At 62.6% G+C, this 14,598-nt stretch carries 13 protein-coding genes and 1 pseudogene; 11 read left to right on the top strand and 3 right to left on the bottom strand.

The features are described 5' to 3' along the window. Nucleotides 1-34 precede the first annotated feature (34 nt). From AWB74_RS15700 to AWB74_RS15710, 3 genes are all read left to right on the top strand, one after another. A complete protein-coding gene (locus tag AWB74_RS15700) occupies nucleotides 35-883 on the top strand; it encodes an ureidoglycolate lyase (protein ID WP_061147662.1) in 849 nt (282 codons plus the stop codon). 179 nt (nucleotides 884-1,062) lie between these two features. Then, complete coding sequence (locus AWB74_RS15705; RefSeq protein ID WP_061147663.1) at nucleotides 1,063-2,301, top strand: MFS transporter; 1,239 nt, start codon at nucleotides 1,063-1,065, stop codon at nucleotides 2,299-2,301. 85 nt (nucleotides 2,302-2,386) lie between these two features. Continuing rightward, nucleotides 2,387-3,859, top strand: a complete 1,473-nt coding sequence (locus AWB74_RS15710; RefSeq protein ID WP_061147664.1) for a mechanosensitive ion channel family protein — start codon at nucleotides 2,387-2,389, stop codon at nucleotides 3,857-3,859. A 29-nt stretch (nucleotides 3,860-3,888) separates the two neighbouring features. On the opposite strand, the gene AWB74_RS15715 is transcribed toward AWB74_RS15710, so the two are convergent. Beyond that, a complete protein-coding gene (locus AWB74_RS15715; protein ID WP_061126290.1) occupies nucleotides 3,889-4,329 on the bottom strand; it encodes a PaaI family thioesterase in 441 nt (146 codons plus the stop codon). Between the two features lie 272 nt (nucleotides 4,330-4,601). Here AWB74_RS15715 and AWB74_RS15720 point away from each other — a divergent pair, with 272 nt between their 5' ends. After that, complete coding sequence (locus tag AWB74_RS15720; protein WP_061147665.1) at nucleotides 4,602-6,143, top strand: methyl-accepting chemotaxis protein; 1,542 nt, start codon at nucleotides 4,602-4,604, stop codon at nucleotides 6,141-6,143. Nucleotides 6,144-6,155: 12 nt separating this feature from the next. Here AWB74_RS15720 and AWB74_RS48590 read toward each other — a convergent pair. Then, nucleotides 6,156-6,283 (bottom strand): annotated as a pseudogene (locus AWB74_RS48590) (AGE family epimerase/isomerase); the annotation flags it as partial. Nucleotides 6,284-6,696: 413 nt separating this feature from the next. On the opposite strand from AWB74_RS48590, the gene AWB74_RS15725 reads away from it, so the two are divergent. Then, a complete protein-coding gene (locus AWB74_RS15725) occupies nucleotides 6,697-7,440 on the top strand; it encodes a glycosyltransferase family 2 protein (protein ID WP_061147725.1) in 744 nt (247 codons plus the stop codon). A 47-nt stretch (nucleotides 7,441-7,487) separates the two neighbouring features. Here the strand turns inward: AWB74_RS15725 and AWB74_RS15730 are convergent, their stop codons facing one another. Further along, nucleotides 7,488-8,600 (bottom strand): AGE family epimerase/isomerase, encoded by a 1,113-nt coding sequence (locus AWB74_RS15730; RefSeq protein WP_061147666.1) that lies wholly within the window; start codon nucleotides 8,598-8,600, stop codon nucleotides 7,488-7,490. A gap of 126 nt (nucleotides 8,601-8,726) precedes the next feature. On the opposite strand from AWB74_RS15730, the gene AWB74_RS15735 reads away from it, so the two are divergent. From AWB74_RS15735 to AWB74_RS15755, 6 genes are all read left to right on the top strand, one after another. Then, nucleotides 8,727-9,410 carry an MgtC/SapB family protein gene (locus AWB74_RS15735; RefSeq protein ID WP_061147667.1) on the top strand — a complete coding sequence of 228 codons (684 nt, stop codon included), beginning with the start codon at nucleotides 8,727-8,729 and terminating at the stop codon, nucleotides 9,408-9,410. Nucleotides 9,411-9,616: 206 nt separating this feature from the next. Next, complete coding sequence (locus tag AWB74_RS15740) at nucleotides 9,617-10,585, top strand: hypothetical protein (RefSeq protein ID WP_061147668.1); 969 nt, start codon at nucleotides 9,617-9,619, stop codon at nucleotides 10,583-10,585. Nucleotides 10,586-10,841: 256 nt separating this feature from the next. After that, nucleotides 10,842-10,994 (top strand): hypothetical protein, encoded by a 153-nt coding sequence (locus AWB74_RS46935; protein ID WP_200821976.1) that lies wholly within the window; start codon nucleotides 10,842-10,844, stop codon nucleotides 10,992-10,994. A gap of 457 nt (nucleotides 10,995-11,451) precedes the next feature. After that, nucleotides 11,452-12,615, top strand: coding sequence for a quaternary amine ABC transporter ATP-binding protein (locus tag AWB74_RS15745; protein WP_061147669.1), 1,164 nt, complete (start codon nucleotides 11,452-11,454; stop codon nucleotides 12,613-12,615). Beyond that, entirely contained in the window at nucleotides 12,608-13,510 is a 903-nt protein-coding gene (choW, locus tag AWB74_RS15750; RefSeq protein WP_061147670.1) for a choline ABC transporter permease subunit, read from the top strand. The genes AWB74_RS15745 and choW overlap by 8 nt, the downstream gene beginning before the upstream one ends. 12 nt (nucleotides 13,511-13,522) lie before the next feature. After that, nucleotides 13,523-14,515 (top strand): GlxA family transcriptional regulator, encoded by a 993-nt coding sequence (locus tag AWB74_RS15755; protein ID WP_061147671.1) that lies wholly within the window; start codon nucleotides 13,523-13,525, stop codon nucleotides 14,513-14,515. Nucleotides 14,516-14,598: the final 83 nt, after the last annotated feature.

The raw sequence follows: 14,598 nt of genomic DNA on the forward strand, positions 1-14,598 counted from the left end.
CTCAACTTTTTTCGGAACCAGGAGATCAAACCAGATGAAGCTGCTTCGTTACGGCCCCAAGGGTCAGGAAAAACCGGGTCTGCTCGACGCCGAGGGCAAGATTCGCGACCTGTCGAAGGTCGTCGATGACATCGCCGGCGCGACGCTGACCGAGGCGGGCCTGGCGAGACTGCGCGCCGTCGATGTGGCGACGCTGCCCGTGGTCGATGGCACGCCGCGCATCGGGCCGTGTGTTGGGCGCGTCGGCAAGATGGTGTGCATCGGGCTGAACTATGCCGATCACGCTGCGGAATCGAATCTTCCGGTGCCGACCGAGCCTGTCATCTTCAACAAGTGGACGAGCGCGATCTGCGGCCCGAACGACGAAGTCGAAATCCCGCGCAATTCGGTCAAGACCGACTGGGAAGTCGAGCTGGGCGTCGTGATCGGCAAGGAAGCCAAGTACATCGATGAAGCCAACGCGCTCGATTACGTCGCGGGCTATTGCGTCATCAACGACGTCTCCGAGCGCGAGTGGCAGCTCGAGCACGGAACGCAATGGGACAAGGGCAAGGGCTTCGACACGTTCGGCCCGATCGGTCCGTGGCTCGTCACGAAGGACGAAGTCGCCGATCCGCAGAAGCTCGATCTCTGGCTCGAAGTCGACGGCCATCGCTATCAGAACGGCAACACGAAGACGATGGTCTTCACCGTCGCGCAACTGGTCGCGTATCTGTCGAAGGTGATGAGCCTGCAGCCGGGCGATGTCATTTCGACGGGCACGCCGCCGGGCGTCGGCATGGGCGTGAAGCCGAACGCCGTCTATCTGAAAGCGGGGCAGACGATGCGTCTCGGCATCCAAGGCCTGGGTGAGCAGCAACAGAAGACCGTCGCCGCGCAATAAACAGCGCAAGACATTGCAGATTTTGGGGAAGCCCGCCGCTTGACACGCGTGCGGGCTTTTTCTTTGGCGCAGAGCCGCCATTGTTCGGCCACGCCGGCAACTCTGTTCAATGCGCGGCGCTTTTTCCCATGCGGATCGGGGCCTAGAGTGTCAGGCCTCAATCCAGCATCAGTGCCATCATGCAAATCGATACACCAGCAATGCCAGCGTCGTCGGGAGGAGATTCTACGTCCGTGCGTCAATGGCTTTCGGTCATCGCGGTAGCGGTGAGCGCGTTCGCGTTCGTGACAGCGGAATTCCTGCCTGTCGGATTGCTGCCGCAGATCGCACAAGACCTCGGCGTGTCGACGGGCGTCGCGGGTCTCATGGTCACGACGCCCGGCGTCATGGCCGCGATCTTCGCTCCGACGCTCATCGTCAGTGCAGGCCGCATGGACCGCCGTTACGTTTTCCTGCTCCTGACCGCCGTGCTGCTGATCGCCAACGCCGTGTGCGCGGTCGCAGCCAGTTTCCCTGTCATGCTCGTCGGGCGAGCCCTGCTCGGCGCCGCGCTGGGCGGCTTCTGGACGCTCGCTACCGCCGCCGCGCCGCGACTCGTGCAGGCAAAGGATGCAGCGAAAGCGACAGCCACCATTCTGACCGGCGTGACCTTCGCAACCGTCATCGGTGTGCCGCTCGGAACGTTCATCGCATCGTTCGCGTCATGGCGTCTGTCCTTTGCCGCCACGGCCGGATTGGTGGCGCTGGCGCTCGTCGCGCAGGCGTTTCTCGTGCCCTCGCTGCCGTCGGCATCGGCGCTGCGCATGGCAAGTTTCAGGACGCTGCTGGGCCGGTCTCATACGCGCATGAGCCTGTTGATGGTCGCGCTCGTCTTCGGAGCCCATTTCTCGACGTATACCTACATCGCGCCGTTGCTCGAACAGGACTTTTCGCTAAGCGCGATCACGCTGCTGCTCTTTGGATTCGGGCTCGTCGGCTTCTTCTCCAATGCATCGATGTCGATGATGGTCTCGGACCACCTCAAGAAATCCGTCGCCATGATGATCCTGCTGCTGCTGGCCGCCATGTCGTCGATGCTGTTGCTCGAACATTCGACGATCGGCGAGACGGCCGGGATGCTGCTGTGGGGCATTGCGTTCGGAGCGCTGCCGCTTTGCTTCAGCGTCTGGATTCAGCGCGGGACGGCGGACTTGCCGGAAGCGGGTTCCGCCATGTTCGTCAGCATCATCCAGGTTGCGATTGCGGCAGGTTCGGCGGTGGGCGGCACGATCGTCGACCGCGCGGGCGTCCACGCCGACTTCACGCTGGGACTCGTGCTCGCGCTGCTCGGCCTCGTGACGCTGCAACGGCTCGCAGCCCTCGAGCGATCTGACAAGGCCTCGTCTTTCGAACGGACCTGCGACGCATCGATCGATTGAATCACGCTTTGCGCGCACGCCGTGGCCAGCGCGGCGTTGCTACAAATGTGTATTCTCTCGTAGTCGTTCCTCGAGAGGAGCCGCCGTGAAATACCCGCTGATTCTGGGCTTCGGTATCGTTGCCGTGGATCTGGTCGTGTGGCGCGCGAAGCTGCCCGGCAACGACCTCGCGCGGCTCTTCATACGGCTCGGACTCTTGTTCGCGTTGAGCGCGGTGCTCTTTTCCTCGGGGCTGAGTCCGTTCACGCAAGCCCCTTACAACGACGTCGTCGAGCTGCACTGGCTCGGGCAGATCCTCGAAATCATCTGGTGGTTGATGGGTGCGCGTCTGCTCACCCTCTCGCTGGACACGCTGTTGCTTCCGCGTGCGTGGAGAAAGCAGCGCCTGTTCTCCGACGTATTCGGCGCCGTCGTTTTTCTCGCGGCGGCAGTGGCGGCGCTCGGTTTCGTGCTCGAACTGCCCGTGCGCGGACTCGTCGCGACGTCGGGCGCGCTCGCCATCGTGCTGGGCCTCGCCATCCAGAGCACGCTCAGCGACGTTTTCGCCGGCATCGTCATCAACACGACCGAGCCGTATGCGATAGGCGACTGGGTGACGATCGATGACGTCGAGGGCAAGGTCGTCGAGATGAACTGGCGCGCGACGCACTTGCTGACCGGACAGGGCAACACGCTCATCGTGCCGAACGCCGTCGCGGCGAAGGCGAAGATCGTCAACAACAGCAGACCGGGGGACGTCCACGGGCTGTCGCTCATGCTCGAGATCGAACCCGAGGCGCGGCCGAAGACCGTACTGGATGCACTGGGGCGTGCGCTCACGGGCTGCAACGTCATCCTGTCGACGCCGGCTCCGTTCGCGCGCATGAAGCGCACCACGGCCAACTCGGTGCAGTACGAAGTCGTCGCTTTCGTGGACGATATGAACAAGAAACTCGCCGTATCCAACGAGCTGTTCGATCTCTGTTACCGCCATCTGGCGGCGGCGGGCGTCGGCTTGCGCGCGCTCGGCGTGCCGGCGACGATGCTCACCTCGCGCGATGAAAAAGAAGCGCTGCTAAAGCGCGTGAGCTTGTTCGACAGCCTGTCCGGCGAGGACGTGACGAGGCTCGCGAAGCGTCTCTCCCGACACGAATATCAGCCGGGTCATCAGGTTCTGGCGCCCGACACGGTACCCGACAGCCTGTCGATCGTGCATTCCGGCGTGCTGTCGGTCTCGATTATCGAGTCGGGCAGCACACGCGAAATTTCTCGCATTGGACCGGGAGAAGCGTTCGGCGAAGCGGGCCTGCTTGCCGGGCTCGCGATGCAGGTGTCCATCACGACGCTGACGCCGTCGGTGCTGTTTCAGCTCGTCAAGGACGATATGACTTCGTTCCTCAAGGACCATCCCGATGTCGCGAAGCAGATGTGCGAGCTATTGGCGTATCGGCAGGACAAGCTCGGCAAGCTCACGACTGCGATGCCCGCCGAGCAGGAGAAGGATCACTCGCTGTTCCAATGGCTCATCGGGAAAGTCTGGAATCTGCATTCCCTGCACGATGACACCAGAAGTAGTTGAGGTGCACCCGCGATGGCGCATGCCAACTCTCAAGCATGAAAAACCGGCTGCGCAGCGGTGCTTTCCGCAATCCGCGTGATCGTGCCCTGCGCGACCGCGACGAGCTGTTCGGCGCCGCCGTCGGTGACGAACACATCGCACTGGCAGGTCGCCTGCGTCATGCCGGCGTGCACGACGCGCGCCCGCGCCATCAACGTGCCGGAGACGGCCGGACGCAGATAGTTGATCTTGTATTCCCCGGTGACGACCTTCGGCCCGAGCCGCAGCGCGCCCGCGAAAGTCAGCGCGTTGTCGACGAGATAGCTCACGACCCCGCCGTGCACGAAACCGTGTTGCTGCCTCAACTCGTCCCTGATGGTCAGGCACAGCGTGAGACTCGCTGAATCGACCTGCATCAGTTTGGTTCCGAGCAAGGCGCTGAACGGCTGCGCATTGAGCGCACCACGCGCGATATCGACGATTTCGGCCATTCGGACACTCCTTGGGTGGGTTCGGTGCCGTCCTGCAAAGACAATAGGAAGCGTTCGCGCGCACTGCAAGGAAGTCACGCAAAAATTGTGCAATGGTGCGTTTCGGGCGGCACGCGCGTGTCTTCGACGACGATTCGCCGACGCCGCGCATTCCCTGCATTCGCGTAGACCAACCGTCGAGGCAAACGATTCAAGCTTTGGTGCCCCACTGCCGTAAACCCGCAGTGTCCCCGCATAGGGCGGGCCTATTTTCGGAAGTGTGGGTGTCTGTGATGTTCGGAAAAATCAAGGTTTCATCGGGTTTGCTCGCGGTTCTGGTGGTGTTTTGTCTCTTTCAAGTGGTGACCGAAGGGCTCGGATTCTGGTCGCTGTCGCGCACGCACGACGATGTCGGCAGCCTGTCGGACATCGCGCTCGCGCAGGTCAACGCGGTCAACAAGACCACGCAGCATCTGATGGACGCGCGCATCAACCTTTCCCGCGCGGGCACGCGCATGGTGCGCGGCGGCACGGAGCCGACGGAAATCGTCCAGCACGCGCGCGAGCAGATCGCGGCGGCGGACAAGTCGTTCACCGCGTTCCTGAACGCGCCCAAAACCGGCGACGAAAACACGGCGCGCATGACCGCGCTGCAGGCGAGGTACGCCGAGTATGCAAAGGCGCTCTCGGAGCTTGTCCAGTATCTCGATGCGGGCAATATTCAGGCGTTTCTGGATCAGCCGACGCAGGGTTTTCAGGACCGCTATCTCGCCGAGCAGCAGAAGTTCGTCGATTTCGGCGATGAAGCCGGCCGCGGCTATCTCTCGTCGATCGACACGCGCTACGCGTGGTTCCGCGCGGTGGGCATCGCGATTTTCGTGGCACTCGTCGCGGGCGTGGCGCTCACGCATGTCGCGCTGCGCCGCGGCGTGATCGAGCCGCTGGAGGAAGCGGGGCGTCATTTCGAGCGCATCGCGAACGGGCGTCTCGATGAGCGCATCGAAGACCGCGGCACGAACGAAATCGGCCGTCTGTTCGCCGGACTCGCGACGATGCAGGCGAGCGTCGCGGGCACCGTGAAGACGGTGCGCGAGACGTCGGATTCGATCAACTTCGGCGCCGACGAAATCGCCAGCGGCAACGCCGATCTGTCCGCGCGCACGGAGAATCAGGCGGCGTCGCTGGAAGAAACCGCATCGAGCATGGAAGAGCTGACCGCGACGGTGCGTCAGAACGCCGAGCACGCGCGCGAGGCAAACACGCTCGCGGGTCAGGCGCTCGACGCGACCTCACGCGGCTCCAGTGTGGTCGATGACGTCGTCGAGAAGATGCGCGGCATCGCGGCGAGTTCGGACAAAATCGCGGAGATCATCTCGGTCATCGACGGCATCGCGTTCCAGACCAACATCCTCGCACTGAACGCGGCGGTCGAGGCGGCGCGCGCGGGCGAGCAAGGGCGCGGCTTCGCGGTCGTGGCGGGCGAGGTGCGCGGGCTGGCGCAGCGCTCGGCGCAATCGGCGAAGGAGATCAAGGAACTGATCGGCGAATCGGTCGCGCAGGTGAGCGACGGCTCCGTGCTCGTCGAGCGCGCAGGCACGGCGATGCGCGATGTGTCGGCGTCGATCTCGCGCGTCACGCAGATGATGGCGGAGATCAGCGCGTCGTCGCTGGAGCAGAGCGTGGGCATCGAGCAGGTGAATCAGGCCGTCACGCAGATGGACGAGATGACGCAGCAGAACGCGGCGCTCGTCGAAGAGGCCGCGGCTGCCGCGTCGTCACTGCACGAGCAGACGCGGCAACTGAAAGCGGCGGTTTCGGTGTTTCAGCTCGCCTGAGTCTGCTTTCGCTCAGAGAGACAGCGCCGCGTACGACGTCGCGAGGTGATACGGCGTGGTCGACGGCATCTCGGCGCGGGTGATTTCGCTTGCGCCGAGCGGCATTCGACCCGGCCGGTGCCATGCAGAAAGCGCGGGCCAGCCCTTTTCATCGAAACTCGCTTGAACACGGTGCGTCGTCTCCTCCACGCCGTCACGCCACTTCGAATAATCCCCGGCTCGAGTCGGTAACCTGACGCGCACGTCGGCGACGTCGCGGCCGCGTGCGCCCTTCCTATGCCCATTCGAAAGGGATAAAGCGACATTTCCGAATCGATAATTCGTCACGATAAGCCCGCATCATGAGCCGCTGCGCGGGAATAGCCTTGATGAAACGTTGAATTTCATGTAATTCGTGCGCAACTCGTTGACCGATATTACATTCGATGCAAACATTGACTCTCTCTGCGGCAAAGACTAAACGCTTTAACGCTTTGTCGCGCCCTTGATATGCCGTCGTAATAAATGCGACCGTATTGTCAAAGCTCTTTATAGATAAGTCATGTTGCCTAGAATGCCTAACGTCTCAATCGTCATTCCGTGCTTTAATGCAGCGCGGACTTTGGCCCGCGCATTGGATAGTTGTATTGCTCAGCCTGAAGCGGCGCAAATTATCGTCGTGGATGACGCTTCGCAAGACAGGTCAGCTTCTGTCGTCGAGTACTTTGCGCTCAAAGACCGACGAGTCCAATTATTGCGGATGTCTGAGAACGCCGGCCCCGCAAAAGCACGAAACTACGGAGCGAGTCGCGCAGAGGCTCCGCTTCTGGCATTTTTAGATGCCGATGACGAATATCTTCCGGGTGCGCTGTCAGTCGCGACTTCCTACTTGGCCGGAAATCCGCTGCGATTTGCAGCGCGCCTGGACGTCGATTTCTCCACCTTTCCGCGAGAAATTCTCAACTCGCCCGACTTCGCACGTCATGCCAACATGATGAGCGAGACGGTAGCGAGCAGCCTGATTATCAAGCGTTCGATTTTTGCTTCGCTAGGTGGATTTCCGCTCGACGACGTGTTTCGTCAATATGGCGGCGAAGATGCTGCGTTGGCTAACGCGATAAATGACATCTTCGGGTGTTTTCGAATTTTGGGACCTAAGCGGGTGCGCATGCACTATCACGAGAATAGCCATGCCGCGCGCTACTTTCGACGCGCGATGGGCGAGCCGATGGATCCTCGCGAGGTCAGCGAGATTAATGAAGCCATTAACCGATTCGTGGAATCTGCGCGCCACGCGATTCATCTGAAAGCGCAGTAATAGAAGCATCGCGATGCAGCGGTAAGAAGCAGCCAGCATCAAATGAATCAGAGAGGCAACGCCGCGTATGACGTCGCGAGGTGATACGGTGTCGTCGACGGCATCTCGGCGCGGGTGATTTCTCCTTGCGCCGAGCGGCATTCGACCCAGCCGGTGCCATGCAGAAAGCGCGCGCTGAAACGCTCGATCTGCGGCCCGACGGCGTCGCCCCGCGTAGCCAGCGCGCGCAGATATTCCGTCTGCGCCCAGATGCGTTGCGTGCCATCGATCACGCGGCCGCTTTCGTCGACGGCGGCGTACACACCGCCGGTTTCCTCGTCGACCCCGTGTTGCTGCGCGAAGTCGAAGGCGCGCACGAGTCTTTCGTTGAGGCCTGCCGCTTCGAACGCGGCGTGCCCGCTGCCGAGCGCCAGGAAGTACCACTCGAACTGATGGCCCGGCTCCAGCCGGTTGCCCGCGGCGCCCATCGGCAACTCGGCGATCGAGCCGCTCGGCTCGTGCACGAACGCATCCGCGACGGATCGCGCGAGCTGCGCGAGACGCTTGTCGTAGGCGGCGGCGCCCGTCGCCTCGCGCGCGGCGAGCCACGCTTCGGCGAGATGCATCAGCGGATTTTGCAGCGGGGTTTCGAGCGTCGTGCCGAAGTCCTCTGCGAGCGCCGCGTTCAACAGATCGCCGCCGCTCGAAAAGCGCGTCTCGATGACCCGCGACGTTTCATCGAGCAGTGCAAACGCTTCAGCCGAGCCGCTCTTCTTCGCGTAGTGCGCGCACGCGAACACCACGAACGCGTGCGTGTAGAGATCCTTCTGACGCTCGAGCGGCGCACCGCTCGCATCCACGCTATAGAACCATCCCCCGTTTTTTCTGTCCTGAAAATAGTGCCGCAGCGATTCGAAGAGCGTCGCGGCATGCGCGAGGTCGCCGGCTTCGGAGAACACGAACAGTTGCCGGGCGCAGGCCATCGCGCGATAACGCTTCGGCTGCAACGGCGCGTGATCGCCGGGCGCGACGGCTTCGTACGCCAGCCCGAGCGCCGCATTGAACCCCGGCCCGCGCCATACGGGCAGCACGATGTTCTCGTAATGCGCGCGCAACGGCGCGGCGGAATCCGGGCTTGTCGATTGCACCGGCGATGAAGTGGATGGTTGCTGATCCTGCATACGAAGACTCTGATTAGGTCCGGAAAGCGCGTTGCCGTGGGAGGCGCACGCAACGGGAAAGAATAGCAAAACCGGCCCGGCGCGCGCCGCGTTTTCGGGCTTTCTACGGCGAGGAGGGCGCAAAACATGTTGGGAAATATCGAACTCGTTTCGCGGCTCGTCATGGCCGCGGCGCTCGGCAGCGTGATCGGCTTCGAGCGCGAGCGGCTCGCGTGGGCGGCGGGGTTGCGCACGCACATGCTCGTGTGCGTCGGCTCGGCGCTCTTCATGATCGTATCGGCGTTCGGCTTCGCCGATGCGCTGACGGCCAGTCACGTCGTCCTCGATCCGTCGCGGGTCGCGGCGCAGGTCGTGTCCGGCATCGGCTTCCTCGGCGCGGGATCGATCCTGCTGCGCGGCGAAATCGTCCGCGGGCTCACGACGGCCGCGAGCCTGTGGTCCGTGGCGGCGATCGGGCTTGCGGTTGGCGGCGGCCTCTACACGGCGTCGATCGCGGCGACGGCCATCATCCTCATCATCCTCGCGGGGATCAAGCCGCTCGAGCGCCGCTTCATCAACGTGAAGCAACGCCGGCAACTGACGATGCTCGTCGATCGCGGTGCGCTCAGCTTTCACGCGCTGCACGAGGCGCTCGGGCCCGGCAGCGTGCGCGTGAAGCAGTTCGTCGTGCAGCAAAGCGACGATTCGGCCGATCTGGACGAGGTGCGCGTGGAGTTGTCCCGCGCATCGGCGCCCGAATATCAGGCGATCTGCGAGCGTTTGCGGCAACTCGACGTGGTGCGCGAGTTCCGCGAGGACGACGCGAGTTGAATTTGCCTGGCGGCCGCCGTTTTGCCCGTGCCGCCATGCGACAATGCCGCCTCTCGAAAATATCCGCTGAAACGCCGGTGCGCCTTGCGCGTCGGCCGTGGAAGCTGCCGGCTTGCGAACCTATGCCAGATTCCGCAGTAGAAAGAGATCCTGACACGCTCCGGGGCGAATCCGCCGCAAAATCCCGTCGCCGGCGTGCGGCCGGCATGCGCGACGAGCACGACATGCCCGGCGCCGATGCCGAAAAGAAGCTCGCCCGCGCCGCGCGCTCGGCGCAGCGCCTCGCGCAACTGAGCGAAGACGCGCGCGGCGGTGAAACGCTCGATCTGTTTGCCGAAGACACCGAGCGCGCGCAATTCCAGGCGATGAACACCGATATCCGTCAGGGCACGTTCGAAGGATTCGAGTTGCCGGAAGTGTTTCTGGCGGCGGTCCAATCGAATTGCGGCACGGCGCCGGCGGGTGTCGATGCGGCCGAATCCGCCGCCGCGAAACGCGCCGCGCGCGGGACGGCGTCATCGGTCGTCCCGGAGCAGGGCCTGTTTCAGGACGAACTGCCTCACGTCGACGCCGCACGGCCGGATCAGCCGAAGTCCGCGGACAAGACCGGCGCGATCGCCGCTGCGGCGACGGGCTCCGCGAGCGTCAGCACGTCCGTCGCGCTGGAGAGCACGGGCTTCACGCTGATTGCGCACGATCATGGCGACCCGGGCGAACGCGGGCCGCTCGCGCAGACGTCCGCGCCCGAACTCGACCGCGCCCGTGTCACGGCATTCGCTGACACCATCGACGCGCTCCATGCGGTGATGGCCGAGCAGCGCACGTCCGCCGCGGCCCACGCGCGCCGGATGAAGACGATGCTGACGATCATCGTCTGCGTGATGCTCGCCACGGTGGCGACCGGCATCGCGCAGACCGCGGTGCTGCTGCGCATGAGCCACGACGGCAAGTTGCAGCAGGATCGGACCGAGCAATTGATGCTGAATCAGCAGGCCACGCTCGCCTCGCTCTTCGATACGGATTCAGCGACCATCAGCCTGCACCGCCCATCCGACACGCCGCGCATCGCTGACGACGCGTCGCCCGTGCAGCCCGTCAGCGCCGTCCAGTCCGATTCCTCGCCGAAAAAGCACACGCGTCACGCGCACCATCGCGCCAGTTCCACGGCGCACTGATCCCGCCCTCCGTCACATTCCTGCGACACACCGCGCCGCGGCGGCGTGTCGCTGCTTTCTGCCGCTCGCTGGCGGAACCCCGTCGAATGGACATGTGCGTCCTGTCCCTGCTTCCATGACGCTGCCAAAACGCCCTCAAGGTAGAAAAACTACAGGCAATTTTCCTAGAAATGTTGCATTGCACTAGAAATCAGACCGAGTCATCTCTATAATTATTTCTAAGGGAAAACCCTCAAACATCAAACCGGAGTCAGTCATGAGCTACCTTTTCGCCCTGCTGCAAAAATTTGCTTCGATGTTCGAATCGCCGCACCTTCCGATGGACACCGATTACTCGTATCAAGCGCGTTTCCGTGAATCCGAGCGTCAGCGCAAGTCGCGCGGCACGGCTTTCGGCTTCCGTCTGTAATGCGTCGTTGATGGCGGCGCGGGAAACACAAGATAAGCAACACACGACGGCCAACGCCGTACGCCCCGCCCGCCCATTTTTCTGCGCTGTGTAGTTTTTCTAGTAGTCTCTCCTCATCTCAGCGTTCTCATGGACGTGTCTCTTCTCCGCGCTTTTTCGCGCGCGACGCAGTTTTCTTTCCTTTCGTCTTTCTGACACTCGCTTCGCAAGCCGCCTGCATCGAAAAAAGCGTCCCGACTTGTTCTCGCGCGACATGCCGGAATTGCCGCGCTAATCCGCTTCATCGCCCGCAAAGCCTTGTCGGACAAAGCTCTCGTCGCACCGGCGAACAATTGCCTATATTCAAGTGTCGTATTTCCACATGTGGTTGTCGCAAATAGTCGGCTGATGAGACTTTTTTCTAGCAACTATGTATGCACAGCGCGGACGCACGTCCGCCCTCGCCAGGAGATATTCGATGAATTCCCCGAAGGTAGTAGTCGAAGGACTGTGCAAAGTATTCGGCAACAGTCCCAAACAGGCACTCGACATGCTGGCCGGCGGCGCGACGAAGGAAGAAGTCTTCAAGCGCACCGGACAGATCGTCGGCGTCCATAACGTCTCCTTCGATGTCAAGGAAGGCGAGATTTTCGTGCTCATGGGCCTGTCCGGCTCGGGCAAATCCACGCTGATCCGGCTCATCAACCGGCTGGTCGAGCCGACCGCCGGCAAAGTGCTGATCGATGGCCGCGACGTCGCCGCCGTGAAGCGCTCCGAGCTCACGGCGCTGCGCCGCAAGGACATGAGCATGGTGTTTCAGTCCTTCGCGCTGATGCCGCAACGCACGGTTCTTTCCAACGCCGCATTCGGCCTCGAGGTCGCGGGCGTCGGCAAGAAGGAGCGCGAAGCGCGCGCGATGACCGTGCTCGAACAGGTCGGTCTCGCGCCTTTCTCGCAGAAGTTGCCGGCGCAGCTATCGGGCGGCATGCAGCAGCGTGTGGGTCTCGCCCGCGCCCTCGCGGTCAATCCTTCGCTGATGATCATGGACGAAGCGTTCTCAGCGCTCGATCCGCTCAAACGCAAGGAAATGCAGAACGTGCTGCTCGATCTGCAACGCGAGCAGCGCCGCACGATTCTCTTCGTGTCGCACGATCTCGAAGAAGCGATGCGTATCGGCACGCGCATCGCGATCATGGAAGGCGGGCGGGTGGTGCAGATCGGCACGCCGCAGGAAATCATCACGAATCCCGCCGATGACTACGTTGAGGCCTTCTTCGAAGGCATCGACACGAGCCGCTATCTCACCGCCGGCGACCTGATGCAGACCGACGAAGTGCCGCTCATCAGGCACAACATCCAGATCGACGCGTCGAGCGTCGCGCAGACGCTGAACGGCAGCGCCGACTATGCGTTCGTGCTCGATGCGCAACGGCGCATCCGCGGCTTCGTCGGGCGCGAGAACGCCAGTGTGCAGCATATCGATTGCATCGAGCGGCACATGGCGCTGGACGACGTCGTGAACCGTGTGGTCGCGAGCCCTGCGCCGCTGCCCGTCGTCGAGGCGGACGGCTCGTACTGCGGGTCGATCAACAAGACCAATGTCCTGAAGGTCCTTACGCACCATCGAGGTTCCCATGTCTGAAATCATTCCGCTTGGCAGTTGGGTGGACCACGGCGTCCACTATCTCCTCGATCACGACGCGAAGACGTTCGATTCCATCGGCAAGGTCATCGAGACTTTCGCCGCGGCGATCGAGCACGCGCTGCAGTCCGTTCCGATGTGGGCGCTGATCGCGATTTTCGTGGGCATCGGCCTGTGGCGGGTCGGCTGGCGATTCGCGGCGTTCGTGCTCGCTTCGTTATTGCTGATCTATGCGACCAACTTCTGGGATCAGATGGTCATCACGCTGGGCCTCACGCTGTCGTCGACATTGATCAGCCTGCTGCTCGGCATCCCGCTTGGGATCTGGGTCTCGAAGAGCAAGTATGTCGAAATGGCCGTGCGCCCCGTGCTCGACCTGATGCAGACCATGCCCGCGTTCGTCTACCTGATTCCCGCCGCGATGCTGTTTGGCCTGGGCCGCGTGCCGGGCATTCTGGCGACCGTCATTTTCGCGATGCCGCCTGCCGTGCGTCTCACCGCGCTCGGCATCAAGCAGGTGAATCGCGAGATCGTGGAAGCGGGGCAGGCGTTCGGCTGCACGTCGTTCCAGTTGCTCTACAAGGTGCAGATTCCGAACGCGCTGCCTTCGATCATGACCGGCGTGAACCAGACGATCATGATGGCGCTGTCGATGGTCATCATCGCGTCGATGGTCGGCGCGGGCGGTCTCGGCAACGACGTGCTCGCATCGATTCAGCGTCTGGATATCGGCCTCGGCTTCGAGAGCGGCTTGTCGGTGGTGTTGCTGGCGATCATTCTCGACCGCATCACCGAGAGCTTCGGACGGTCGCCCGGCATGGCGCGCGCCCCGCTGTTCTCGGGTCTCAAGAGCGTGATGAAAGTGCGCCGCACGCCGGCGACGCAACAAAGCTAACGAGGCTCCTGCATGAAGCGCGACGTGATCGTCCCAGCGGTTACCGATTCACCGTTGTCCAATCTCGCGCACTTCGGCTTTCTCACGCTGCCGAACTTCTCGATGATCGCGTTCACGAGCGCGGTCGAGGTGCTGCGCATGGCCAATTACATCGGCCGCGCGCAGCACTATCGATGGTCGATCATCACGCCGGACGGCGAGCCGGCGCGCGCGAGCAACGGCATCACCGTGAAGCCGACGGTGACGCTCGATGAAGCCGGCATGCCCGATGTTCTGATCGTGTGCGCGGGATGGCATGTCGCTGAATACGTGGATGATAAGGTCATCGAACTATTACAGCGCGGGCATGCAGCGGGCATTCCGCTCGGCGGCATCTGCACCGGTCCTTATGCGCTGCTCGCGGCGAAGCTGCTCGATGGCTATCGTTGCACGCTGCACTGGGAAGACATGTCGCCGGTCAACAAGCGCTTTCCGCATGTACGCTTCGCGGATGAGCTCTTCGTGATCGATCGCGACCGCATGACCTGCACGGGCGGCACGGCGCCGCTCGACCTGATGCTCAATCTCGTCGGTTTGCGGCTCGGGCAGGCGCATGCGGCGCAGGTGTCGGAGCAGTTTATCGTCGAACGTATTCGCGGGTCGACGGATTACCAGCACATTCCCGTCGATGCGCGCGTCGGTTTCTCTCGCGCGGAGCTCGTCGAAGTCGTGCGGCTGATGGAGGCGAATATCGAGGAGCCTTTATCGCTCGAAGAACTTGCGCGGCTCGTGCATCTGTCGCAACGGCATTTGCAGCGCATGTTCAAGATGTTCCTCAACGTTTCGCCGACGCACTACTACCTGACGCTGCGGCTGCGTCGCGCGCGTGAATTGTTGCGCAACACGGATGCGTCGATTGCGCGTGTGACGAGCATCTGCGGATTCCATTCGCCTTGTCATTTCAGCAAAGCGTATCGCGCGCAGTTCGGACATGCGCCGAGCGTCGAGCGGCGATTATCGGCCTGACGTTTTTCTGCTTGCTTTCTTCGGCCGCGCGGGCTGCTTCGAGCCTCGCGCGCGGGCCCTGTCGTGCTTATGTGCTTATAAAA

It is taken from the genome of Caballeronia arvi (assembly GCF_001544695.2).
In the GTDB taxonomy this organism is placed as follows: domain Bacteria; phylum Pseudomonadota; class Gammaproteobacteria; order Burkholderiales; family Burkholderiaceae; genus Caballeronia; species Caballeronia arvi.